This window comes from Pseudomonas sp. LS_2 (assembly GCF_042709235.1).
GTDB lineage: Bacteria > Pseudomonadota > Gammaproteobacteria > Pseudomonadales > Pseudomonadaceae > Aquipseudomonas.
The window spans coordinates 259,828-283,112 of record NZ_JAVAYC010000004.1 but is presented as its reverse complement, the minus strand read 5'-3'; the positions used below and the strand labels follow the sequence as shown (position 1 = coordinate 283,112).

22 protein-coding genes are annotated in these 23,285 nt (G+C 64.6%); 8 read left to right on the top strand and 14 right to left on the bottom strand.

Annotated elements, in window-relative coordinates; translation table 11 throughout:
• The 8 genes from RAC97_RS05975 to RAC97_RS05940 all read right to left on the bottom strand — a co-directional run.
• On the bottom strand, positions 1-581 hold a 581-nt coding region (locus RAC97_RS05975; protein WP_379671405.1), incomplete at its 3' end, for a DUF2063 domain-containing protein.
• On the bottom strand, positions 574-1,407 hold the full coding sequence (locus tag RAC97_RS05970; RefSeq protein ID WP_375097859.1) for a DUF692 domain-containing protein: 834 nt from the start codon (positions 1,405-1,407) through the stop codon (positions 574-576). The genes RAC97_RS05975 and RAC97_RS05970, both read right to left, overlap by 8 nt.
• A 101-nt stretch (positions 1,408-1,508) precedes the next feature.
• On the bottom strand, positions 1,509-2,003 hold the full coding sequence (locus tag RAC97_RS05965) for an EF-hand domain-containing protein (RefSeq protein WP_375097858.1): 495 nt from the start codon (positions 2,001-2,003) through the stop codon (positions 1,509-1,511).
• A 164-nt stretch (positions 2,004-2,167) separates the two neighbouring features.
• Positions 2,168-2,725, bottom strand: coding sequence for a DUF4174 domain-containing protein (locus tag RAC97_RS05960; protein WP_375097857.1), 558 nt, complete (start codon positions 2,723-2,725; stop codon positions 2,168-2,170).
• Positions 2,726-2,924: 199 nt separating this feature from the next.
• Positions 2,925-6,227, bottom strand: coding sequence for an NEL-type E3 ubiquitin ligase domain-containing protein (locus RAC97_RS05955; RefSeq protein ID WP_375097856.1), 3,303 nt, complete (start codon positions 6,225-6,227; stop codon positions 2,925-2,927).
• A complete protein-coding gene (locus tag RAC97_RS05950; RefSeq protein ID WP_375097855.1) occupies positions 6,185-7,450 on the bottom strand; it encodes a dermonecrotic toxin domain-containing protein in 1,266 nt (421 codons plus the stop codon). The genes RAC97_RS05955 and RAC97_RS05950 overlap by 43 nt, the downstream gene beginning before the upstream one ends.
• An 83-nt stretch (positions 7,451-7,533) precedes the next feature.
• Positions 7,534-9,894 carry a DNA polymerase II gene (locus RAC97_RS05945; RefSeq protein ID WP_375097854.1) on the bottom strand — a complete coding sequence of 787 codons (2,361 nt, stop codon included), beginning with the start codon at positions 9,892-9,894 and terminating at the stop codon, positions 7,534-7,536.
• 48 nt (positions 9,895-9,942) lie between these two features.
• Positions 9,943-10,863 (bottom strand): LysR substrate-binding domain-containing protein, encoded by a 921-nt coding sequence (locus tag RAC97_RS05940; RefSeq protein WP_375097853.1) that lies wholly within the window; start codon positions 10,861-10,863, stop codon positions 9,943-9,945.
• Positions 10,864-11,023: 160 nt separating this feature from the next.
• Here RAC97_RS05940 and RAC97_RS05935 point away from each other — a divergent pair, with 160 nt between their 5' ends.
• From RAC97_RS05935 to RAC97_RS05905, 7 genes are all read left to right on the top strand, one after another.
• The gene (locus RAC97_RS05935; RefSeq protein ID WP_375097852.1) at positions 11,024-11,800 is read left to right on the top strand and encodes a YqcI/YcgG family protein; all 777 of its coding nucleotides are present in this window, start codon (positions 11,024-11,026) and stop codon (positions 11,798-11,800) included.
• Positions 11,801-11,802: 2 nt separating this feature from the next.
• Positions 11,803-12,435, top strand: coding sequence for a LysE family translocator (locus RAC97_RS05930; protein WP_375097851.1), 633 nt, complete (start codon positions 11,803-11,805; stop codon positions 12,433-12,435).
• 29 nt (positions 12,436-12,464) lie between these two features.
• A complete protein-coding gene (locus RAC97_RS05925; protein WP_375097850.1) occupies positions 12,465-13,556 on the top strand; it encodes a hypothetical protein in 1,092 nt (363 codons plus the stop codon).
• Between the two features lie 159 nt (positions 13,557-13,715).
• A complete protein-coding gene (locus tag RAC97_RS05920) occupies positions 13,716-14,411 on the top strand; it encodes a sel1 repeat family protein (protein WP_375097849.1) in 696 nt (231 codons plus the stop codon).
• A gap of 101 nt (positions 14,412-14,512) precedes the next feature.
• Positions 14,513-15,214: an AzlC family ABC transporter permease gene (locus RAC97_RS05915; protein WP_375097848.1), complete on the top strand. Its 702-nt coding sequence runs from the start codon at positions 14,513-14,515 to the stop codon at positions 15,212-15,214.
• Positions 15,211-15,525: an AzlD domain-containing protein gene (locus RAC97_RS05910; RefSeq protein ID WP_375097847.1), complete on the top strand. Its 315-nt coding sequence runs from the start codon at positions 15,211-15,213 to the stop codon at positions 15,523-15,525. The genes RAC97_RS05915 and RAC97_RS05910 overlap by 4 nt, the downstream gene beginning before the upstream one ends.
• Positions 15,522-16,394: an AraC family ligand binding domain-containing protein gene (locus tag RAC97_RS05905; protein ID WP_375097846.1), complete on the top strand. Its 873-nt coding sequence runs from the start codon at positions 15,522-15,524 to the stop codon at positions 16,392-16,394. Before RAC97_RS05910 ends, RAC97_RS05905 begins: the two co-directional genes overlap by 4 nt.
• Here the strand turns inward: RAC97_RS05905 and dinB are convergent.
• Positions 16,348-17,208 carry a DNA polymerase IV gene (dinB, locus tag RAC97_RS05900; RefSeq protein ID WP_375097845.1) on the bottom strand — a complete coding sequence of 287 codons (861 nt, stop codon included), beginning with the start codon at positions 17,206-17,208 and terminating at the stop codon, positions 16,348-16,350. The two genes, RAC97_RS05905 and dinB, sit on opposite strands and share 47 nt — an antisense overlap.
• Positions 17,209-17,392: 184 nt before the next feature.
• Between dinB and RAC97_RS05895 the strand changes: the two genes are divergently transcribed.
• Positions 17,393-17,620 carry a hypothetical protein gene (locus RAC97_RS05895; protein ID WP_375097844.1) on the top strand — a complete coding sequence of 76 codons (228 nt, stop codon included), beginning with the start codon at positions 17,393-17,395 and terminating at the stop codon, positions 17,618-17,620.
• Positions 17,621-17,661: 41 nt separating this feature from the next.
• On the opposite strand, the gene RAC97_RS05890 is transcribed toward RAC97_RS05895, so the two are convergent.
• From RAC97_RS05890 to RAC97_RS05870, 5 genes are all read right to left on the bottom strand, one after another.
• Positions 17,662-18,153: a copper chaperone PCu(A)C gene (locus RAC97_RS05890; RefSeq protein WP_375097875.1), complete on the bottom strand. Its 492-nt coding sequence runs from the start codon at positions 18,151-18,153 to the stop codon at positions 17,662-17,664.
• A 5-nt stretch (positions 18,154-18,158) separates the two neighbouring features.
• Positions 18,159-18,767 carry an SCO family protein gene (locus RAC97_RS05885; RefSeq protein ID WP_375097843.1) on the bottom strand — a complete coding sequence of 203 codons (609 nt, stop codon included), beginning with the start codon at positions 18,765-18,767 and terminating at the stop codon, positions 18,159-18,161.
• Between the two features lie 289 nt (positions 18,768-19,056).
• Complete coding sequence (gene nfuA, locus RAC97_RS05880; RefSeq protein WP_138217419.1) at positions 19,057-19,641, bottom strand: Fe-S biogenesis protein NfuA; 585 nt, start codon at positions 19,639-19,641, stop codon at positions 19,057-19,059.
• Positions 19,642-19,699: 58 nt separating this feature from the next.
• A complete protein-coding gene (locus RAC97_RS05875; protein WP_375097842.1) occupies positions 19,700-20,734 on the bottom strand; it encodes an acyltransferase family protein in 1,035 nt (344 codons plus the stop codon).
• A 195-nt stretch (positions 20,735-20,929) separates the two neighbouring features.
• Positions 20,930-23,230, bottom strand: a complete 2,301-nt coding sequence (locus RAC97_RS05870) for a fatty acid cis/trans isomerase (RefSeq protein WP_375097841.1) — start codon at positions 23,228-23,230, stop codon at positions 20,930-20,932.
• Positions 23,231-23,285: the final 55 nt, after the last annotated feature.

The following is a 23,285-nucleotide window of genomic DNA, read 5'->3' as shown; positions in this document are numbered from 1 at the left end:
AGCAGTTGGTAGGCCAAGGGGGCCAGGCGCGCGAACCGCACCTTGAAGCCTGCATCGCGATAGACCAGCAACAGCGTCGGCGCCTCGGGCAACTGCTCGGGCAGATGACCCGGACCGATACGCTCTACCGGCCACTGGTAGGCCAACACCCGCGCCACGCTCGACAGCAACGGCTCGCCCGCCAGCAGGTCACCGTGCGGGTCGTGTGGCGGCTCCTGGGCATCGCTCAGGTACAACTGCGCCTCGACCCACTCGTAGTGCGCGAGCTCCAGCTGCCAGGGTGCATCCGGCTCGATGCCTTGCAGGTAGTCGACGAAGGTCTCGCCGATTTCGCTGAACAGCGGCGTATGGCTGCGGTAGTTGGCGTAGAAATCACGCACCCGCGCATGCCAGCGAGCCTCGCCCAGACACTGGCGCAGCACCGGGAAGCCGCCGGCGAGCTGGCCTTCGATGGCGCCATAGAACAGTTCGCGGTAAACCTTCAGACGCCGTGCCTCGATGCCCGGTGGTGGCGGGTTGGCCGCCGGGTCGCGCAGGTGACGTGCCAGGGTGAATTGTTGTTCGCGCAAGGTATCAGCCATGGACAAGGCTCCCGGCCGCCTGCTGCAGCGCGCGAATACGTGCGGTTTCCTGCAGCAGCTCGGCCAACGGTGGGTAGTTGAAGTCGCGCTCCAGCACCGTGGGCTGGGCGCCGAAGCGCTGGCAGGCACTGGCGAACAGCGACCAGACGTCCTCTTTCACCGCCGCCCCGTGGGTGTCGACCTTAAGGTCCGGCGCTTCGTCATAGTGACCCGCCACGTGCATGCCCACCACTCGCTGCACCGGCAGCCCGGCAAGGAATGCCTGGGCGTCGTAGCGGTGGTTGCAGGCATTGACGAACACATTGTTGACGTCCAGCAGCAGGTCGCAATCGGCTTCCTCCAGCACCGCATTGATGAACTGCAATTCGCTCATGGCCTGGTACGGGGCGGCGTAGTAGCTGATGTTCTCCACCGCGATGCGCCGCCCCAGATGATCCTGGGCTTGACGGATGCGCGTGGCCACATGGCGAACCGCCTCGTCGGTGAAGGGAATCGGCATCAGGTCGTAGAGATGGCCATCGTCGCTGCAATAGCTCAGGTGCTCGCTGTACAGACGCACCTGGTAACGGTCGAGCAAGCCAAGGGTGGCGTCGAGCAGGTTCAGGTCCAGCGGCGCGCTGGCGCCCAACGACAGTGACAAGCCATGGCAGGCGATAGCGAAGCGCTCGGCCAGTTCGGCCAGGCCCTTGCCGTAGGCGCCGCCGACGTTGATCCAGTTTTCCGGCGCCAGTTCGAGAAAATCCACGGCGCCCTCGTGCATGGCCAGCAATTCGGGCAACAGGCCGCGCCGCAGGCCCAGGCCGGTGAGCAGGTGTTGTTGCTTCATGGGAAGGTCTCCACGGGAAACGGCAAACGCGCGCGGGGCAAGCCCGCCCCCACCGGCTGGTTGGGAGAAGACTTGCCCCGCGTGCAGTCAGCCTGGAAAGGTCAGGACTTGCCGGTCAGATGGCTGAACAACCCGTCGGGCATCTGCTTGCCATTGGCCTTGTAGGTCGCGGCCAGGAAGTCATGGGCCTCTTGCTCGGAGATGAAGCCATCGTGGTTGCTGTCGATCTTGTCGAAGTCGGCGGCGCGCTCCTTGGCCACGGCCAGGAACTCCCCACGCGATACCTTGCCGTCGTGGTTGCTGTCGGTGCTGGCGAACGATGCATCGCCGCACTTGCCCTCGCCACACTTGCCCTCGGCCTGGGTGGTCTTTTCACTGGCACCGCACTTGCCCTCCCCGCACTTGCCTTCGCCCTGGGTGGTTTTCTCGCCGGCACCGCACTTGCCTTCGCCGCATTTGCCTTCGCCGGTGGTCTTGGCCGAAGCCAGCTGGTAGCCCTGGGACAGGGGTTCGACCGCGAAGGCACTGTTGCCCACGGCCATGCCGCCGATCAGCGCGACGCCCAGCAGGCCCAGGGATTTGCGTGTATGTGTCATGGTGCTGCTCCACTGTGGTTGGGAAGTGAGGCTATTTCGCCGCAGTGGTGTGTCGTGGGTGTATCGCGCAGGGGTGGGTTTTGTATGGAAGTGGGTCCGGGAGGCGACCAGATACACGAAGATACAGGCCGCGACCGAGGGGCGTCACGGCCTGGGAGGATGGGTCAGTCTTCCAGCGGTTTGGGCGGCGCCGCGGGCTTGGCAGGTTTGGCCGGTTTGGTGTCCTTGGCCTTGGGTTCGGCTTCAGGTGCGGCGGCCACCGGCTCCGGGGCGGCCACGGTTTTCTCGCTGGCCGGCAGCGCGTCAACGGCCTTGAAGATGACCTGGGGGTCGAGCTTCTCGCCGCTGTCGTCGTCCTTGAGTACGTGCCGCTCGCCGTCCTTGCCCACCAGGATTACCTTGGTACCCTTGCTGGCGCCCAGCTTGAGCTCGCGGATCAGCGCCATGGTGGTCTGCTGTTCCAGGTGCTTGTCCTCGCGCTTGCCGATCATGTTGGCCACGCTGTACAGCACCAGGCTGCGTTCGGCGAACCCGGCCTTGGTGGCCGGGTCCTCCAGGGCCTGGTTCAGGCCACGCAGGGTGGGGTCGGCGCTGCTGGGCGCGATTACGACCAACGGCCGTGCCTTGCCCAGCTCCTTGGCCAGAGGCGCGTCGCTGTCGGCAGCGAACGCGGGGCCTGCGGCAGCGAACAGGATGGCGAGGGTCAATGACCGGACAAGCATGTGCATCTCCTTGTGTTCTCGATAAACCAATGACTGCGAATCATGGAGAAAGATCCGAGCCGGGAGCCTAAACCACAGGGCCGGAAAGCCGCTCAAGTCAAAGGTAACTTCCGATTTCCAGACCAGGCCCACAGCGCTTTCGGAAAACGCCGCTGCCTGATCCTGAGGATAGTCCAAAGCACGCGTCGCGCCGTGCGCCTCATGCTTGAGGCGTGCCCTCCAGTGCCTGCCGGGTCAAGGTGCGCATCAACGCGAGCCGGGCCGCTTGTCGTTCATCACCGATACGGTTCATGGCCTCCAGGTAAGCGCCCTCGGGCAGGGCCTCGGGCGCGTCCATCAACGCCTGTTGGCGCTCGAAGAACGCTGCGTCCAGCGCTTCGAAACGCTCGGCATGCTGGTTGAGCAAATGCTCCTGCCAGAAATCGCGCTGGGCCAGCGAGAGCGCCACACGCTCGGGCGTCTGCGCCGTGCGTACCTGCGCAAGCGCCCGGTCGATACGCCCCTGGTCGAGCCCGGCGACCTCGGCGAAGGCCATGTCCTGCGGTTGCGCGGGCAAGTCCAGCTCATCACGCAGGGCCAGGCGGTAGGCCAGGCCAACCTCGATCTGGTCAGGGTCGGCGCCGTCTTCACGACGGGCCTGGATGTCCTCGAGGGCAATGCGGTCGACTTCGTCCAGCCGCCACAGCTGGCGCCCCAGGTGCAGCAGGGCCGCTTCCTGGCCGCCCTCCCCAGCCTGCACCCTGGCGCGCCAGACCAGGGCACGCAGCTCCAGGTTGCTCAAGCGCAAGGTCGCACTGTCCTGGCACGTCAGGGCGACCTGGGCATCGCTGAACACTGCTTCACGCAGGCCGGCGTGTTCGCACATGGCCTGCATCAGGGTAAAGACGCGGGTAGCCAACCCCGGTCGATGCGCAAGGTTCTGGTAGTCGGAGGTTTCCAGCAACCGCGAAAGCAAGTTGAAGAAGTCGACGCTGCCGTCCTCGGCTTCCAGGCCGTTCCAATACGACCCGTATTGCGCACGCGCGTCGATGGCGGCTGCATCCAACCAACGCTCGCGGGGCGCGAGCGAGGCTTCGACCTCGACGGGCGTGGGTAGCCCATGCAATTCCCGGAAGCCGCTGTAGCGTGCGGCTGTCCGGGGAGCAAACGGGTTTCCCTGCAGAAGGATCCTGCGGCTGACGTCCGCAGGTGCCTGGTAGAACGCCTCGGGTAGTTCATGCAGGCGATTACCGCGCAAATCGGCCACGGTCAGGCGTTGCAGCCCAAGCAGGCCTGAGGGCAACTGGTCGATCTGCGTACCGCGCAGGTGAATCCGGGAGAGACTGCTCATGCGTTCCAGCGCAAATGTCCTGCGCAGCGGGTTCAGCGACAAGTTGATGAATTCCAGCGCCACGCAGCCACTGAGCTGCTCGGCCTGGTCGGCATCGAGCGCGATATCGTTGGCGAACAGGTCGAGTTCGCGTAATGCAGGCAGTTCGGCCAGCCCCGCAGGCAGCCGAGTCAGGCGGTTGTGGCTCAACTCGAGCACCTCCACCGCCGTGAAGCGTTGCAGGAAGCTTGCGGGAATCTGCTCGATGCCCATGTTCAACAGCGACAGTTCGCGAACATGGGCAAAACTGACCTGCTCGGGAAGGTCGGGCAGGCTGGGCAGGGTCGTTGCCCAGACACTCAAGCGATAGCCCACCGGCTCTCTCATCTGGTTGTGCAGGTGCGAGGTACGTCGCTGCCAGCTGCTGCACAAGGCCTCTGCGAAGTCACGCCGGTCCAGGCGCTCCATCAGCGTGTCAGGCGCCTCGGACCAGGCCAGCAAGTGCCGGTGCAGGCGCAGGTATTCGCCTTCCAGACGCTGCAGCTCGGCGCCCGACTCGCGTCCGGCGTCGCGTATGCCCTGTAGCCAGGCCTCGACCTGCGCGTCGTCGAATGAGGGGTAGAGGTCACGTAGACGCGCCAGCATCGCCCGGGGCATGCCATTTCCGGCACGGCGACCGCTCAGGGGGTAGCCTAGGCGACCGTCGAGCAGGCGCTGCGGCGGGCGGAACCAGCCGATGGCTGGCGGTTCCTGCAACCACTGGGCGAGCGCCTCGCCCTGGCTCGCGGCACGCTCGCCCAGTAGTGCGCGCAAATCGTCTCCAAAAGGTTCCAGGCCCAGCATTGCCCGGCGTTGCTCAGGGCCGTAGGCCGCAGCCAGGGTCTCGAACAGCTCGCCCGGGCCGCTCACTTGCAGCCCTTGAGCATCGAGCAACAGGAACTGGCCGTTCTGATGCACCAAGTCGAAACAACCCGGCCCACCCTGCACGCCCGCGGTGTGCAGCAACGGCCCTTGCGTCGAACCCTCGAACAAGCGCCACCCCAGTGTCGCCGGGGCGCCATACAAGCCAGGGCTGAGGCCGATGGCCACGCGAGCCAGGTCGGCGTCCTGCGGGGCGTGCAGGTACAGGCCATCACAGGCGCGGCTCAGGCGGATACGGCGGGTGACCTGGCGGGCGGCCTGGGCCAGGCGCAATGACACGCGTCCCTCCAGTTGCAAGCGCTGGCGCTCGTCACCCCGGGCCTGGCGCAACAACTCACGAGCCGCACGGCTGTGCAGCGAGGGGAACTGTCGGCGCAACGTCGCCACCGAGGCTTCATCTTCGCCTTGCTCGGCCTCGTAAACGCGCTGGAACAGCGCGGCACGCTGGGCACGCACCTGCACGATGGACACGGGCGCCGTGGCGTCCAGCCCCAGCAGGGTGCGGGCATGTTCCAGCAACTCGCCGTCGTTCACCTCGCCACCTCCACCCAGGTCCCACATCAGGTCACGAATACGCTGGTCGATGCGATAGCGGGCGACGTTGTCGAACAGTTGCGCATCCGCTGCCAGTCCATGCACATGCAGCGCCCGCAGGTGCGTGGCATCCAGCCCCTGGCCAAGCAGTACGCGGCTCACCTGCTGTTCGTCGAGTTGGTCGAACGGGTAGCCAAGGCGCCGAAACATCCGTTGCACATCGTCCCACTCCTGCGGCTGCTCGCTCCATAGGCGCCAGGCCCCGGCGCCGTTGTGTCGCAAGCGCGGCGCCAGGCCTGCCTGGGTACGCAGCCGCCATCCCCCTTCAGGGGCCTTGGTGACCGGATAGGTATGGCCGTCCATGCTGACCCAGGCCAGCTCGCCCAGGCGCAGTACGCCCTGTTCGTCACGCACCGCAGCCGCCGGCGCTTCGCTGCGGTAGGCACTCAGGTCTTGGTTCCACAGGCGTGTGCTGCCGTCCTCCAGGGTCGCCGCCACCAGTTCGTCGACCCGCCTGGCGCGGCGCCAGGCGTTGAGCAGTACCTGGCCGCCCACGGCAGTAGCGGCGACCTGCGCCAGGTCACCCGCCACGTTGAACAGGTGGTTCAGTGCATCACTGGTATCGCCTTCGTGCCAGGCCTCGATACCGTGATACACCTCGCCCAGCAACTGCCAGGCATTCAGCGCCAGCAAGGTCAGGCCGATACCCGGCAGGAACAACCCGGCCAGGTTGAGCAAGGCCCAGCCTTCAGCGGCCAGCCTTCAGCGGCCAGCCGCTGATCGTGCTGGCGCTGCAGCTCGCGGTCGAGCATCGCTACCGGCATCGCGATCATGGCGGCGTCGTCCTTGATCTGCGCGATACGCGCCTGGGCCAGGCCCTCGAACAGTGGCCCCGGCCAAGATTGCGAGTGCTCGCCCAGGTCGATGTTGGCCAGCTCCGACACCCCGGCATAGCCTTGGATGACCTGGCTGAAGAATGCGTGGCTATCGCGTCGGCGCACGAAGCGGCTGAAATAGCGCTGGTAGCTGCCAGTGCGCAACTGGCGCCCGAGCTGATTGGCGAACTGGCGCAGGTTCTGGCAGGCGCGCCAGGGCGCCACGGGGTCATCCGGCACATGCACCAGCACCCGCCAGCTGGTGCTGCGCAGTGGTTCCAGGCTGTCGTCGCGGATGTCCACCACGACAATCTGCTCAAGGTTGCACCCCAGCAACTGCAAGTACTTGAGTTGAACCGGGCGGCCTTCGAAACGCAGGCGAGTATGCAGTCCACACACTCGCTCCAGCAGTCGCAGCTCGTCCGCCGTGAGCTCGCCCTTGAGCTGCGCGATATGGGCGTCGGCCAGCATGGCATGGCGCCGCGCCCGGGCCAGCAGCGAATGCACGGCATGCCGCTCATCGGGGGCATAGGGGTTCAGCACGCTGTCCAGGTGACGTCGGTAGCGGCCGCCCAGATCCAGCTCGCGACAGCAGCTGGCGAACTGCTTCGCCGACAGGCCCTCCAGCGGTTGCCCATCGGCACCCAACACCCGGTTGCCAGGGTACTGCCCCGCGCTCAGGGTCTCGTCCGCACTGAAGTTGCGCAGCGCCGCCTCGAGCACGGGTAGCTGTACATAGGTCAGTTCGGTTACCGGGTAACCGATCGGTTGCGAAGTGATCACCGGCTCACGTCGCCCTTGGCGAAAACGCAGCTCGCGCACCCTCACCCTGGCACCGGTACGCGTCCGCAACGCCTCTTCCAGCAATGGCTCGGCGAAGGTATCGATACCCTCCAGCCTGGCCACCACTTCGGCCACCCGCTCGTGGAAGTACATACTCAAGGACATCGCGTCTTGCAGCGCCGTAAGCTGCTCTGGCGTAGCCCTGCGTAGCCAGGTGGGCAACAGGTTGCCGATGACCTGGTCCTGGTAGGCCTGGGCGGCCTTGTGCAGGGTGTCGGTCGATTGTCGATGAATGTCTTGCATGGCGAGCCCCTCTGCGGTCGAAAAAAAGGGCTAGCGTGGGTTGGCTGGCGCGGCTGTGGGTACTAAGCGGCTGCCACCCGTGCCTAGAACAACAGCAATTGGCGGTCGGTCAGCGCCAGGAAGTCTTCACCCACGAATGGCAGGATAGCGTCGGCCACCGGCTGCAACTGACGGCTCAGGTAATGTTCGTGGTCGATCGGCGACAGCAGATTTTCCAGGGGCTCCGGACCATTGGTTGTAACCAGGTAGCTGATCCAGCCGCCCTTCTGGTATTGCCGCGGGCGGCCGAGACGGTCGTTGTGCTCATCGGCCAGGCGAGCGGCCCGCACGTGCGGCGGCACGTTGCGCTGGTAGTCGGCCAACGGCCGGCGCAGGCGTTTGCGATAGACCAGCAGTTCATCCTGCTCACCGGCCAGGGTGCGACGTACGTACTCGCGTACATACTCGCGAAACGGCTGGCCGCGGAAGATCCGCCCGTACAGCTCCTGCTGGAACTGCCGGGCCAGCGGCGACCAATCGGTGCGCACCGACTCCAGGCCCTTGTACACCACCTCGTCCTGACCATCGGCACGGAGTACCAGGCCTGCGTAACGCTTCTTGCTGCCCTCGTCGGCACCCCGGATGGTTGGCATCAGGAAGCGTCGGTAGTGGGTTTCGAACTGCAATTCCAGGGCACTTTCCAGGCCCATTTCCTCGCGCAGGTGCTGGCGCCACCACTGGTTGACCTGGGCCACCAATGCCCGGCCGATACGCGCCGCGTCGGCTTCGTCGTGAGCGCCCTTGAGCCAGACGAAGGTGGAGTCGGTGTCGCCGTAGATCACCTCCAGCCCCTGGGCCTCGATCAAGGCGCGTGTCTGGCGCATGATCTGGTGTCCGCGCATCGTGATCGAAGAGGCCAGTCGCGGATCGAAGAATCGGCAGCCGCTGGAGCCGAGCACGCCGTAGAAGGCATTCATGATGATTTTCAGGGCTTGCGACAATGGCGCGTTGCCCTCCTTCTTCGCCGCCTCGCGGTTTTGCCATACCCGCTCGACGATGGCCGGCAAGGCATGCCGGGAACGGGAAAAACGCGCGCCCAGAAAACCTTCCACCGCGTGCGCAGCGTCCGGTGCGCGCAAGCCCTCGACCAGGCCGACCGGGTCGATGAGGAAAGTGCGGATGATCGAGGGGTACAGGCTCTTGTAGTCCAGCACCAGCACCGACTCGTACAACCCAGGCCGCGAGTCCATCACAAAGCCACCGGGGCTGGCCTGCGCCGGCAGGCTGCCCAGGTTGGGGGCGACGAAACCCAGGCGGTGCATGGGCGCAATGTACAGGTGGCAGAACGCGGCCACCGACCCGCCGCTGCGGTCCACCGACAAGCCGGTGACGGTGGCGCGTTCGAGCAGGAACTCCAGCAGCCGGGCGTGGGCGAAGATACGCGTCACCAGCTCGCAGTCCTTGAGGTTGTAGCGGGCCAGCGCCGGCTTGTCCTCGGCGAACATGCGGTTGATCTCATCCATGCGCTGATAAGGCGTGTCGATCGCCTTGCCCTCGCCGAGCAGGGTCTGGGCGACGTTTTCCAGGCTGAACGAGGGAAAGCTCCAGGTGGCCGAACGCAGCGCCTCGATACCGTCGATCAACAAGCGCCCCGGCGCCTCGGCAAACACGTGGTTGCCATTGCTGTGCTCGCGCAGGGTCAGTGGCGCGCCATTGCGCCCCAGGGACAGCGGCACTTGCAGAGCCTTGGCGTGCTGGTGCAACAGGCGCAGGTCGAACTGGATGAGGTTCCAGCCGATGATCGCGTCGGGGTCGTGGCGGGCCAGCCATTGGTTCAGGCAACCCAGCAGTTGGGCGCGGTCGTCGCAGTAGTGCAGGTCGAAATCCACCGGCGTGTCGTTGGCTGCGGCACTGCCGAGCATATAGACCTGGCGCTGGCCACAGCCTTCAAGGGCGATGCTGTACAGCTCGCCACGCTCGCTGGTCTCGATGTCCAGCGACACCAGGCGCAGGTGCGGGCGGTAGCCCTGCTGCGGCTTGAGCTGGGCGTCGAACAGCGTACCGCTCTGGTCAAGGCGTCCGCTGAACAGCACCGGCGCGGTGATGAAGCGCTCCATCAGGTAGCGCTCAGGCGGACGAATATCGGCCTCGTAGACTTCCAGGCCAGCGCTGCGCAGGCGCTTTTCCAGGGCTATCAACTGACGATGCTGGCGGCAATACAGGCCCATCACCGGACGTTGCTGGAAATCGCGCAGGCCCAACGGGCGCAACTCGGCGCCCGGCTCGTCGGCCAGCAGCACACGGACCTGCTCGGCCTGCTCAGCGAGCACGAACGCCACCGAGGGTTGAGCAGGCAGGCGTACCCGCTGCGGCCCCTGCTCGGTGGCCAGCCAGAACTCGACGCAGGTACCTTCGGGCGTGTCATGCCAGTGACGGGTCAGGACAAAGCCCTGCTGCAACTCCACGGGGAACCTCGATGCTGTAACGGCGATACGCGATTCTACCTGTTTGGCTCAGTCGTACAGGTAATTGATGTCCTTGTAAGACAGCGGCGGCACCTGGCCGAGCAGGTAATCGCGCAGCCGGTGCATCTGCCGCGCCTTGGGGCTGGCCTTGAGCCAGGTCATGTAGTAACCGTCGCCGGTCGCCACGGCTTGCTTGAACGGCGTAACCAGCCGCCCCGCAGCCAGGTCGGCGCTGGCCAGCACCAGGTCGACCACCGACACGCCCATGCCCTGCTGCGCCGCCGAAATGCCCTGGTCGAGGGTATCGAACACCTGGCCCTGGTCGATGTTGATATCCAGTGCATCGACCCGCGCCAACCAGCGCCGCCAGTCACGGCGGTCGGGTGATGGGTGGATGATTTCGCAGCGGCGCAGTACTGCCAGGTCCGGCTCGGACGCTTGCAGGTAGTCTGGGTGGCACGCCGGGATCAGCCACTCGTCGAACAGCTTCAGGCTTTCGATATCGGCGGGAAAGTGGCCGTTGCTGAGCAGGATGGCGCAGTCGTAGGGCTCGGAGTAGAAGTCCACGGTGTCGATGTCCATCCACACGCTCGACAGCTGCACACTGCTGCTGTCGTCGACTTTCTTGAACCCGTCCAGCGCCCTGAGCAGCCAGCGCACCGCCAGGGTCGAGGCGGCTTTCAGGCGCAGCCCGTAACGGTCCTGGCGCAGCAACGCGCAGGCATTCTCGATGATCTTGAACCCGACCTTCAGCTCCTGGGCCAGCAAACGGCCGTGTTCGGTCAGGCGCAACTTCGGGCCGCGACGTTCGAACAGGTCGCAACCGAACATACTTTCAAGGGTCTTGATGTGGTGGCTCACCGCACCTTGAGTGAGGGCCAGTTCCTCCGCAGCGCGGGTGAAGGAGCCATAGCGCGCAGCCACTTCGAAGGCGCGCAGGGCGTGCAGTGCTTGAATCCGTTCCGACATCGCCGCTTTCCGTAGCATGAGTGAGACTAATAGTAGCTCATAGTTCCAGGCGTTTTACAACACCCGGGCATTCTCAGAAAATGCCGGTAAATAATAAAAACATATAGCCGATTCGCTTATATATGGCGAAAAGTTTAATTGCTATTACCTGGGGAAATACATGTTTACGGGGTATGGAAACTGCTATCGCCTGGATGCGCTAGAGCTGGCCGATGAACATGTCCAGAACCGGCAGCACTGGACCTACAAGACACTGCAACAGTTCAAGGCCATCGTCGGCCAGCCGGGTTTTCCTTGCCTCTTCGGACGCAAGGCGGTGGCGGCCACTACCTGTCATATCGTCTTCGCCCGTGCCGAGCAGCCGGCCAACGACATCGCCCGGGGCCTGGCCGACTATGTCCGCCTGATTGGCCCCATTCCACTCAAGCAACGTATTGGTACGCCGCTGCTGGTGTTTCTGGAAAGCGGCGCCGACGGCGCACTGGCCGAACAGCAGGCACTGGCCTGGAAGATCCTGCAACAGGTACATGCCCGCGACCCGCAACCCTGGCCCCAGGACGTGCCGCGCGACCCGCACGACACCCAATGGTCGTTCTGCTTCGCCGGTATGCCACTGTTCATCAACATGAGCTTCCCCGCACACCGGCGCATGAAGAGCCGCAACCTGGGCAGCAGTATCACCTTCGTCATCAACCCGCGGGAGAGCTTCGAGGAGGTCGCCAGCGCCCGCACCGAAAGCGGCCAGCGCATCCGCGCACGCATCCGTGAACGGGTGGCGCGCTACAACGATGGGGTCATGCCCGACAGCCTGGGCTTCTTCGGCCAAGACGACAATTTCGAATGGCAGCAATACCAACTGCAGGAGCCCGGCCAGCCGCAACCCGCACGCTGCCCCTTCCATACCTACGCAATGCCTGAACAACAGATCGAGAACTGAACGTGAACACCGCCCTGACCGCTACCTACGCCCTCACCGTCCTGCTGCTGATCGCCACCCCCGGCCCGGTGGTTGCGCTGATCGTCAACACCGCTGCTGCCTCTGGCTCGCGCAAGGCCCTGTTCACTGCCGTCGGCACCAACTGGGCATCCTTGGTCCTGATCGGTGCGGCCGCCTGGATCATCATGACCAGCGCCGCCATCGACAAGGCCTGGCTCAGCGGCATGAGCCTGCTGGGCTGCCTGTTCATCGGCTATATCGCCGTGGGCACCCTGCGCGAAGCCCTGCAAGCGGCGCCCGCCGCCAGCGATGCGCCGGCGGCCTCCCCCCAGGGTAGCCGCGGAGGCCTGTGGCAGGGCTTCATGGTGGGTATCTCCAACCCGAAGGACATCATCTTCTTCATTTCCTTTTTCCCGCAGTTCATCCAGATCACCGAATCCTTTGAAAAGAGCATGGTGGTGCTGTCGCTGCTGTGGATCGCCATCGATTTCGCCGTACTGAGCCTTTACATCTTCGCCATCGGCAAGATCGCCTCGCAACGTAGCAACCGCCTGATCAGCCTGGCTTCGGGGGTTGCCCTGTTGCTGATCGCCCTCGGGGGCCTGGCCTACAACTTCAGGGAGCTGGCTGCCTGAGCCAGCCCCGCACCACGCAAGGAGCGCCCATGAAAGCCATCGACGACACCCTCCTGGGCAGCCCCCTTCCCTTGCCGGCGGACTATCAGCGTTTCCTTTCGCAGGGCAGTCGCCGCGCGCCGCAGACACTCTATGTGCACGAGCGAGGTTATCGTTCGGGCACCATCAACACCGACACCTTGGGCCTGCGCTACAGCCACCTGGCCGGCAAACGCTTCTCGGTTGGTGAGCGCAACGGTGCACCTCGGGTCAACCTACTGGTGGGCGGTTCCACCGCGATGGGCATCGGCGCCAGTTCCGACGAGCATACCGTCGCTTCCTACCTGTCGATGCTGACCGGTGAGGTGTGGCTGTCGCTGGCCAGTTGCGGCTTGAATGCGCCCCAGGAGCTGCTGATGTACCTCAGCCACCAGCACCGCCTGGGCCAGGTCGGCCATGTGGTGGTGTTGAGCGGGCTCAATACCCTGGCCCATGAAGCGCTCGACGAGATCCTCACCGGCGGCCAGCAGCACGCATCGGCCAAGCCCTATCAGGATTACCTCAATCGTTTCAACGAAGGTTTGCAGCCGCACTGCCAGCCACGCCGCGCGTCGCTCTGGCAGCGCCTTGGCCAGGCCCTGGCGCCTCGGCGCCTCGAGCCGTGCCCAAGCAGTATCACGCTGTCATCGGCGGAAAAACGCATGGCGCAGGCCGCCGACGTGATCGGCCGCACCCTGTGCCAATGGGAGCGCTTCCTGGCCGACAGCCACACCACCTTGACCTTCATTCTGCAACCCTTGCTGCCTTGGTGCCGGGAACAGGTGCCGGCGGGCGAACTGTCGATACTCTCGGCACTGGAGCAGCAACCCTCGCACTTCGATGCGCTGCTGGCCGGAACCTTTGACAGCCAGTTGCATGCCAGCTTCTTCCGGCGCATCAAGCACCAGGCGGACGCCGTACCCTGCTACGACATGAACGGCATGCTCAGCAGCTCGCCGGTGTTCGGCGAGGACCTGTTCATGGACCGCCTGCATTTCAACGACCTGGGCAACAACGCACTGGCCAAGGTCATCACCGCCAAGCTCGGCCTGGCCCAGGAAAAGTACGCCAGCCGCAAGGTCACGCCCATCAAGCTCGTCTGACATCCGAGCAACGGTCTTTCGACATATGCCCATCGGTGGCTAGAATAGCGCCTCGACGTTTTCGATCCGCTTGAGGCACCGCGTATCCGACATGAACATCCAAGCCGCCCACGCGCTTTTGGCCGCAGTCTTCGCCCGGCCGTTCGGCGAGGCTCGCCTGTGAAACCTGCCTGCCTGCTGCCGGGCCTGCTCACCCTCCTCACGCCCATTGCCGCCCTGGCCCTGGACGTGCGGATCGACCCTCACGCCGACCTGCTCTACCGCCAGGCCCTGCCACTGCTGGAGCAGGCCGACAAAGAAGACGACAGCGCCAGCCCGCTGCGCACTGCCGCCGACAACGACCCTGAGCTGAGCCGCCAAGGCCAGGCGATGGCGCGCACCCTGCCGACCGCCGTGGCGCTGCTGGAAAAATCAGTAGCACTTGGCCACCCCGTAGCCCAGTACCGCCTGGCGCTGTACTACATGACCTACCTGCCCGCCGGGAAGATCGCCGAGGCCGCCTGCCCGCTGCTCGAAGCCAGCCTCAAGCAGGGCTTCGCGCCTCCGGCCACGGCCATTGCCAACTGGTGCCCCACCTACAGCGCCAGCACGGCGTACCGTGAGGCGATGGAAGCGCTCCCAGGCATGGCCACCCTGTATGCGCCCTACTACCCACAACCGGCCACGCGCCTGGCCTGCAACCGCTCGCAGCCGCAAGGCCTGGAAATGCAATGGGGGCGCCAACGTGACTACCAGGCCGAGGTCTATCGCCTGCTCAGCGAACTCGACCCGCAGCGACGCCAGGCGCTGTTGCAGAAGGCGGTGGAAATCAACGGCTGCGCGGCGGCCCAGCAACGGCTGACCAGTAGCCGCTGAGCGCTGGCGGTGCAGCGCAGGGCAAAGCAGCAAGATCGTTCAAGCCAGCGACCAACCCGCTCTGGCATGCTGGCTGCCCCTGTCGATTCGCCGTAGCCGCCATGTCCAGCCGCCCACCCCTCGCCCGCCACGCCTTCCTGCAAGGCACCCTGGCAATCCTTCCTCTGTCGCTGGCCGTCGCCCCCTGGGGCCTGCTCGCCGGCTCCATGGCCATCGAAGCCAACCTCAGCGCCTGGCAAGGCCAGGGGCTGTCGGCCATCGTCTTCGCCGGTGCCGCGCAATTGGTGGCCATCGGCATGCTCAAGGGCGGCGCCAGCCTGCTCTCGATCCTGCTGACCACGCTGTTGCTGACCTCCCAGCACCTGCTCTACGGCCTGTCCATGCGGCCGCAACTGTCGAGCCTGCCGGCCCGCTGGCGGCTCGGCCTGGGCTTTTTGCTGACCGACGAGCTGTTCGCCATGACCAGTCACCACGACCAGCAGCGCTTCAACCGCTGGTATGCCCTGGGCGTGGGACTGACGTTCTACGTCGCCTGGAACCTGTTCACCCTGGTCGGCATCGTGCTCGGGCAGAACATCCCCCATCTGGACCAACTGGGCCTGGATTTCTCCATCGTCGCTACGTTCATCGCGCTGATCACCCCGCTGGTGCGCAACGTGCCGACCCTGGTGTGCGTGGCGGTGTCGCTGTTCTGCTCGGTGCTGTTCAGCTACTGGCGCTGGGAAACCGCGCTGGTACTTGCTGGCCTTCTGGGCATGGCAGCAGGTTTCGTCTGCCAGAAACATGCTGGGGGCCGCGCATGATCTGGCTGGTGATCATCGGCATGGGTCTGGTGGTGTTCCTTAACCGCTATGTCTTCATCGAGCCACGCCTGCCCCTGCGCCTGAGCTCCGACGCGCGGCGGTTCCTGGGCTTTGCCGTGCCGGGCATGCTCACGGCGATCTGCGGGCCGATCATCTTCCTGCCCGAACACCAGCTCAACCTGGACCCACTGAACCCTTACCTGCTCGCCTCGCTGGTGGCCATCGGCCTGGTGCTGTTGACCCGCAGTGTGTTGCTGAGCATGCTGGCGAGCATGTTGATCTTCTTCCTCCTGCGCAGCTGGCTGGCATGAACACGCCCCTGCGCGAACAGGCCCACCTTTGGCAGGCGCCCGCCCTGGGCGACGTGGAAATGCTCCATGCGCGCTACATCCAGCAGCGCTTCGCCCCCCATGTGCACGAGGGCTACGTATTCACGGTGATCGAGTCCGGCGCCCAGCGTTTCTGGCATCGTGGCAGCGAGCACCTGGCGCCGGTGGGCAGCATGGTGATGATCAACCCCGACGAGTTGCACACCGGCGCCACCGCCCATGAGGCGGGTTGGCGCTACCGCGCCTTCTACCCCGACCATGAACGCATCACCGGGGTGCTGGATGAGCTCGAGCTCACGCGCAATGGCCTGCCGTACTTCAACCAGAGCGTGATCCAGGACCCGGCCCTGGCCGCCACCTTCAGCCAGTTGCACCGCCTCTCGGAAGGCGGCGCCAGCGCACTGGAGCAGCAGACCGCCTGGCGCCACGCCATTCTTGCCTTGGTACAGCGCCACGGCCAGGGCAGCGATGCCCGTGCGCCGGGCAATGAACCGCTGGCGGTGGCCCGCGCCCGCGAACTGCTGGAAAGCCAGCTGGCAGCACCACCTTCGCTGGAGGCCCTGGCGGCGGCCGTGAACCTCTCCCCCTTCCACTTCGCCCGGGTATTCCGCCAGGCCACCGGGCTGCCGCCCCATGCCTGGCTCAAGCAACGCCGCCTGGTGCGCGCCCGCGAACTGCTCAAAAGTGGCCTGCCGGCCCTGGAAGTGGCCTTCAGCCTGGGCTTCGCCGACCAGAGCCACCTGAACCGGCAGTTCAAGCAGGCTTACGGCGTGACGCCGGGTGCCTACCGGCAGGCTTGCCAGCTCACCACGGCAGTTCCAGTTGCAGGCGGTCAGACTCCTTGCGTCTGATTTTCACTGAAACCCCCACCAGCCGCACCGCCCGCCCCTGGCGCTTGCTGTTCCACAGGCCGCTGCACAGGCCATGCACCACCTCCGGCTGCAATCCCAATGCCGGGGCTTCGGTGCTGGCAATGGCAAAATCGGCGAACTTGAGCTTGACCTGGTTCCTGACGATATGGACATCCTCGCCAAGGTCTTCCAGGCGCCTGCGTAGCTCCGCCAGCAAGGTGTCCAGTTGCTCGGTACAAGCGTTCAGGTCGTGGCAGTCGGCTGGCAAGGTGTGCTCGACCCCGACCGAGCGCAGGTCCGTGGTCTTTTCCTCGTGTTCTTCCTTGCCTTGGCAACGCTCCCAGACATAGAACCCATGCACGCCCAAGTGGCGTAGCAAAGCTGGAATCTTGTCTTCGCAGACATCGCCACACACACGGCAACCCAAGCGTTCGAGCACCGCCCAGGTCTTGGGGCCAATGCCAGGAATCCTGCGAATATCCAAGGTCGAGAGAAAGGCCTGCACCTGATCGGGGGTAATCACGAACTGCCCGTTGGGTTTGTTCAGCTCCGAGGCGATCTTGGCCAGATACTTGAGCGGCGCGATGCCCGCCGAGGCGGTCAATTGCAGCTCCTGCTCGATCGCCGCACGGATCTGCCGGGCCATGTAGGTGGCTGAACCATTGCAGTGGGGTTGGCCGGACACATCCAGCGTTGCCTCGTCCAAGGACAGGAATTCGACCTTGCTGGTGTAACGCCGGAAAATGGCGTCGAGCTTGCGTGTCACCGCCTCGTAGCGCTCGAAACGCACTGCAACATATAAATTCAGAAACACTTATAAAAAGCCCACACACCGGGACTTTCGGTCGACTTGGAAACAACTTAAAAACTCTTTTATCAATTGCCTATTTACCTGAACACTTTCCACCCATTCGAGTGGCTGACTATCCTCGCCTGGCCGGGAACGCTGGATTTGCGGGGCGCTGCTACACTGAATGAGTCGAACGGAGGACCTTGCCATGTCCGAACGAGAGCTCACCACCCTGATTTCACTCATGAACCAGCGCCAAGCCTGCCTCAGCAGCGCGTGCAAAGAGATCGCCGACTGGATCGACCGGCAAGGCGACGTGCCCGCCGCAGGCAAGATCCGCGCGAGCCTCAAGGCCCTCGAGGCCGAAGATGCCCAGGTGCGCAAGACCCTGACCTCGCTGACTATCGACCGGCCACTGCCTCGTTTCCGTAGCTGAAACGACTGGGGCCGCTTTCGCGGCCCCAGGGGTGGTTCAGGTCAGTGCTTCATGTGCGAGTGGTCGTGCGCGCCACCCATCTCGGCGGTCAACGGCTTGACCGGCGCCTGTACCTCGAGCGTCTGCTTCTGGCCCTTGGCATCTTCGATGGTCAAGGTCAGGGGCACTTGCTGCCCTTCCTTCACTTGCTCGTGCAAGCCCATCAGCATCACGTGGTACCCGTTCGGGTCCAGGGTCACCGGCTTGCCCGCCGGCAGCTCGACAGCCTTTACCTCACGCATGCCCATCACATCGCCATTCATGGTCATCTCGTGCACCTGCACGGTCTTGGCCACTGGCGAAGCCACGCCCACCAGCTTGCTGTCGCTGGTGGCAGTCAGGGTCATGAAGGCCCCAGTGGATTGCTGGTGCGGCACGCTGGCGCGCACCCAGGCATCGCTCACGGCAGTCTCGGCCAGGGCCGGCAGGGCCAGGCCCAGCAGTGCCAGGGCGGCCAGGGCGGCCAGGCCGCGCTTGATCGGTTGCATCGACATTGCCATTAGCAAATCTCCATCAGGGTGAGCAGGTCTTCGGTGCATTCCTTGGCGTTCAGCGAATGCCCCAGGCTCAAGCGCAGGGTGCTGCGGGTATCGTAGACGTAGCTGGTGGACGAATGAGAGATGGTATAGGTGTCGCCGGTCGGCACCTTCTCGTAGAACACCTTGAACTCACGGGCCACCTCGTCGATTTCTTCCGGGGTACCGGTGAGGGCGACGAACGTGGGATCGAAGGCCTTGACATAGGCGTCGAGCACTTCGGGAGTGTCGCGCTCAGGGTCCAGAGTAATGAACACCACCTGGAACAGCTCGCGGTCACGGCCCTTGAGCATCTTGCGGATCTGCGCCGCGCGCGCCAGGGTTGTCGGGCAGATGGCCGGGCACTGGGTAAAGCCGAAGAAGATCATCGGCATCGAACCGTAGAAGCTCGAGAGGGTGCGCACGTTGCCTTGCGGGTCCTTCAAGCGGAAGGTACGCCCAAGGATCTCGTTGCTCATGTTCTTGCCGTGCTTGAAGTCCAGCCCCCGGGCCGGGTTGCACCCAGCCAACAGGCCAAGGCCTAGCACGCCCATCCCGGCGACGACCGCGCGCCGGGTCAGTAGATCAGTCATGGAACCATCCTTTACAGGGAAGGTGCCGGCCCTCGGGCAGGGCCGAACGAAAAACCGGCGCATTCTGGCATGACACCCGAAGACCATCCACCCGACCCAGGCGTGAACCGCCGCAAGCCCTTGATTTACGGGCTGCGGCCTGTTGTCGCAGGCCTTGAAACAGTAACACTTTGTTGCTATGGGCCATGCTTACAAACACAACGCGGGGCAAACCCACACCTGCCCTGAAGGCACGCTCACGGACGGCGTACGTTCGGGCAGGAGCAGGTTTGCCCCGCGCTGAACCCACTCAGTAGTAGGCGTTTTCTTTCTGGGTGTGGTCGGTCACATCACGCACGCCCTTGAGCTCCGGAATACGCTCGAGCAGGGTGCGCTCGATGCCGTCCTTGAGGGTCACGTCGGCCTGTCCGCAACCTTGGCAACCGCCACCGAACTGCAGTACGGCGATGCCGTCGTCGACCACATCGACCAGGCTCACCTGGCCGCCGTGGCTGGCCAGCCCCGGGTTGATCTCGGTTTGCAGGTAGTAGTTGATGCGCTCGTTGATCGGGCTGTCTTCGTTGACCATCGGCACCTTCGCGTTGGGTGCCTTGATGGTCAGCTGGCCGCCCATGCGGTCGGTGGCGTAGTCGACCAGCGCGTCCTCGAGAAACGGCACGCTGACGGCGTCCAGGTACGCGGTGAAGCTCTTCAGGCCGACCGGTTCGTCGTCGGGCTTTTCTTCACCGGGCTTGCAGTAGGCGATGCAGGTCTCGGCGTACTGGGTGCCCGGCTGGGTGATGAAAATGCGGATGCCAATCCCAGGCGTGTTCTGCTTGGAGAGCAGATCGGCCAGGTAATCATGGGCGGCATCGGTAATGGTTATAGCGCTCATGGAAGTTCCTCACAGACTTGTCGGCAAGTGTACGCCAAGCCAGGCCTCGAACAAAGTCCTAGTATTTGACTCGGGAAAGAACCATGCCCCTGCCCTGCTCCGCCCGCGCCTGCAGCCAGCCCTGCATGCGCCGGTACAGGCCACGCTCGAGCCACAGGTAGCTGAACCACGACATTAGTCCGATCGACGGTACGCACAAGGCGAACACCAGGTAGGGGTTCAGTTGCAGACGCTGGCTGAGGAACCAGCCGGCGTACAGCACCAGCACGTGGATCAGGTACACCGAATAGGAGCAGTCGCCCAGGGCCTTGAGCACCCGGTTACCGCGAAAATACGGCTCCAGCGCGATGAACGCCAGCACCACCATGGCGCTGGGCAGGCCCCAGTGCAGCAGGCGCAGCGAGGCATCCAGGTGATACAGCGCGAACCCTGCCGCCCCCAGCAGTGCCAGTGGCAAGCACAGCCCCTCGCGCACCAGGCCCCGTCGGTACAGCACGCCCAGTCCGATACCGAGCAGAAACTCGTAGATGATGCCGTTGTTGTAGAAGCGGCTGAGCACGCCCAGGCGCCCCAGCACCTCGCTTACCAGCAGCAGCGCGGCGGTCACCAGCAACAGGTGGTGGCGTTGGCGCACCAGGAAGGCCAGGCCGAACAGCAGGTAGAAGAACATCTCGAAATTCAGCGTCCAGCCCACGTTGAGGGTTGGATACAGGCCATAGCCGCCGGGGTTTTCCGCCGGCACGAACAGCAGCGACAACAGCAGGTGCTGCCACTCGAACACCTGGTGCGGCATCCAGCGGCTGGCCACCAGCAACAGCAAGGCCATCGCCAGGGTATAGAACCAGTAGGCCGGCACGATGCGCAGCGCGCGGTTGAGCAGGAACTGGCGCGGGGCGATGTCCTTGTCGCGGGTGGAGAGGTAGATCACCAGGCCGCTGATCACGAAGAAGATGTCGACGCCGACGGCGCCGCGGTCGCAGAGCAGACGGCCGATGGGGCCGGAGGCGTTGAAGTCGAAGAAGATCTGCATGAAATGGTGGCACACCACCAGCCAGGCAGCGAATGCCCGGAGTGCTTGAAGCGAATACAGCATGGGTTGTCCTGCGGTCTTGGTGCATTCGACTCTGGCTAGGCGTCGCCCCCTTCGCGGTCAAGACCGCGCCTACCGGGCAGCAAAGCCCCTTTAGGGGCGGGCTTGCCCGCGAAAAACCACGACATAGCCCCAGAGCCTCCCACAGGTCCGACCGCAGGATGCCGGGAAAGGTCAGGCGCCTTTCCCGGCAATCGATCAGAGGTTTTCGTAGCGGTTCATGTCCAGCACCCCGGCCTCCACCGGCTGGGTTTCCTGGATGTAGCTGTTCAGGTCATGGAAGTAGCGCCAGAACTCGGGGTGGCTGCGGCGTACGCCCCAGCGCTCGACGATGCGCTCGAACTTCGCCGTGTCGTCACGTGCGGCCTCCATGTCCTCGACGAACTCCGGCACGTCGTGCGCCGCAATGTTGAACATGAAGTTCGGGTAGCTGCTGAGCACGCCCGGTACCAGGGTCAAGGTGTCCAGACCCGGCTGGTAGCGGTAGGCCTCGCCGAGCAGGAACGCCACGTTGCTGTGGGCGCGGTTGCGCAGCAGGCTGTAGACCTGACGCTGGCCGCCCTGCCCTTCGATACGCAGCATGGTCGCCTCGGGCAGTTGCCCGATCACCTTCAACCCCGCCGCAGGGCGCGAGACCAGCCGACTCAGGCTCTGCTCGACCTCACGGAACTGCGCCGGCGTCTCCGGGCGCGAGCAGTAGGCGCCCGTACAGCGGTTGATCGGGTCGGGCGCAGCGTTGAGGCTGCCGGTACGCTGCAACAGCTTCAGGCCGAAGTCACGACGCGGGTCGTGCTCGCTCAGGACCAGGCCGCTGGGGGTATCGGTGTCGATGTCGGTGTAGTCGAGCCACATCTTCACCTTGCCGCTGTTCTGGTACCAGTCGCTGAGGATATCGCCACGCTTGTCGGCGGGCATCAGGCGCAGGAAGTTGACCTCGGCACCATTGCGGATCAGGTCGAAGTACAGGCGCGTCTGCAACTGGTGCGACAGGTTGCCGAACACGTCGAAGTTCACTGCCAGCTGATAATAGGTGCGTTCGAACAACGGGTAGTCGAACAACCAGGTGGTCAGCGGTACATCGCCGATCAGGCCCTTGGTCACCGAGGCGCTGTCGAAGTGGCGGAAGATGCTGAGCAAGGCGTTGTCGTTGCCGGCCCACAGCGTCGACCAGTCTGGCGGGGGCATTTCGGCGTAAGCTTCGCGGCGCAGTTCTTCGTACTCGTTGCGCTTGTCGCGGTAGGCATGCCACAGGCCAAGTACGCTGCCAACATCGTCGATCTGCCCCGGCATCGCCAACAGCGGCGTGGCTTGGCTGCGGTAGCGGGCATCTGTGACGTAGCGATCGTGCGCCGGCTCCTGGAACAAGGCCCAGAAGTTGTCGCGGATCACGTCCGTGGCGATCTGCCCACGACACACCGGGCCGCGAATGAACGTGCGCACGAAATACTCGGCGTTATCCAGCATGAACTGGTAGCGCGCTACGGCCGGGATCGCCTCGAAGGTTTCGAACGGATTGGAACGGTGGCGCGGGCCGTAGCCCGGCAACGCGGTGGCGTGCCAGTCGCCGCTGTAGAACAACTGCTTGACCCGCTTGAGCTTCTGCGGCCCCATCGGGTAGGTGATGTGGGTCTTGTGCACGATCACGCCCTGCACCGGCACCAGTCGGTAGTAGAAATCGGTGCCCGGCGGGTCGTTGGGGCGGCGCGTGGCGATCACATCCACTGGCTGGCCGCTGGGCGTACGCGAGCGCACCCACTGGAAGAAGTGCCCCTGCTCGCCACCGACGAAATAGATGTGGGCCAGGAACAGATGCTCATACAGCCAGCGGCCGACCAGCGCCTCGGTAGAGCCTGGACGGTTGAGCAACGCTTCCCATTCGGCGATCTGCCTGACCTCTGCCGCGCTCGGCTGGAGCGCCTGATGATCCAAGGGCGCACCGGCTGCCAGCCAGCGCTGCAGGGTCTGGTACTGCTGGTCGGTCAGCCCGGTGACCGCCAGTGGCATGCCCTCCTTGGGATGGGCACCGGCGTAGGCCTCGAATTCCTGGGGCAAGGGGCACATGTTGCTGCGGTTCAAGCCCAGGACGATCTCCCCAGGCAGCTTGGCATTGGGCGTGAGCGGGGTCTTGTGGCCCAGTTCGAGCATGCGCGCCATCAATGCGGCCTGGCCGCCCTGGGTGTCCAGCACCGAATAGAAACCCTTTCTGCGCCAGGCTTGCTCGCCCTGGGCGTCCTGGAACAGCCGCGTGGTAGGCACCGCCTGGCTGCGCTCGCCCTGGTACACCGGCACCTTCGAGGCTCCGCGCTCGACGCCCTCGGCGCTGCCCAGGTTGAGCTGGCAGGCAGCGTCGTTGCAGGCGTGGCAAGCCACGCACTTCTCGGTGAAGATGGGTTGGATGTCCCGGGTGTAGGAAATCGTCGGGCTCGCCGGGGGGGCCTGCGCGAACGCCACGCCACTGATGAGTAGCGCGAATGCGCCGGCAAATAAACGCTGCACCATGTGCCGAATGTCCTGGTTCCTGAAAGCTGTCACGATTTGCCTACCTGTCCTTGGG

Excerpts from the sequence above, each read along its gene's own strand:
- RAC97_RS05965 (WP_375097858.1), bottom strand. The coding sequence starts at position 2,003 with ATGACACATACACGCAAATCCCTGGGCCTGCTGGGCGTCGCGCTGATC.
- RAC97_RS05935 (WP_375097852.1), top strand. The coding sequence starts at position 11,024 with ATGTTTACGGGGTATGGAAACTGCTATCGCCTGGATGCGCTAGAGCTG.
- RAC97_RS05905 (WP_375097846.1), top strand. The coding sequence starts at position 15,522 with ATGAACACGCCCCTGCGCGAACAGGCCCACCTTTGGCAGGCGCCCGCC.
- RAC97_RS05895 (WP_375097844.1), top strand. The coding sequence starts at position 17,393 with ATGTCCGAACGAGAGCTCACCACCCTGATTTCACTCATGAACCAGCGC.
- nfuA (WP_138217419.1), bottom strand. The coding sequence starts at position 19,641 with ATGAGCGCTATAACCATTACCGATGCCGCCCATGATTACCTGGCCGAT.
- RAC97_RS05940 (WP_375097853.1), bottom strand. The coding sequence starts at position 10,863 with ATGTCGGAACGGATTCAAGCACTGCACGCCCTGCGCGCCTTCGAAGTG.
- RAC97_RS05970 (WP_375097859.1), bottom strand. The coding sequence starts at position 1,407 with ATGAAGCAACAACACCTGCTCACCGGCCTGGGCCTGCGGCGCGGCCTG.
- RAC97_RS05875 (WP_375097842.1), bottom strand. The coding sequence starts at position 20,734 with ATGCTGTATTCGCTTCAAGCACTCCGGGCATTCGCTGCCTGGCTGGTG.
- RAC97_RS05885 (WP_375097843.1), bottom strand. The coding sequence starts at position 18,767 with ATGACTGATCTACTGACCCGGCGCGCGGTCGTCGCCGGGATGGGCGTG.
- RAC97_RS05910 (WP_375097847.1), top strand. The coding sequence starts at position 15,211 with ATGATCTGGCTGGTGATCATCGGCATGGGTCTGGTGGTGTTCCTTAAC.
- RAC97_RS05890 (WP_375097875.1), bottom strand. The coding sequence starts at position 18,153 with ATGTCGATGCAACCGATCAAGCGCGGCCTGGCCGCCCTGGCCGCCCTG.
- RAC97_RS05950 (WP_375097855.1), bottom strand. The coding sequence starts at position 7,450 with ATGCAAGACATTCATCGACAATCGACCGACACCCTGCACAAGGCCGCC.
- RAC97_RS05925 (WP_375097850.1), top strand. The coding sequence starts at position 12,465 with ATGAAAGCCATCGACGACACCCTCCTGGGCAGCCCCCTTCCCTTGCCG.
- RAC97_RS05960 (WP_375097857.1), bottom strand. The coding sequence starts at position 2,725 with ATGCTTGTCCGGTCATTGACCCTCGCCATCCTGTTCGCTGCCGCAGGC.
- RAC97_RS05915 (WP_375097848.1), top strand. The coding sequence starts at position 14,513 with ATGTCCAGCCGCCCACCCCTCGCCCGCCACGCCTTCCTGCAAGGCACC.
- RAC97_RS05870 (WP_375097841.1), bottom strand. The coding sequence starts at position 23,230 with ATGGTGCAGCGTTTATTTGCCGGCGCATTCGCGCTACTCATCAGTGGC.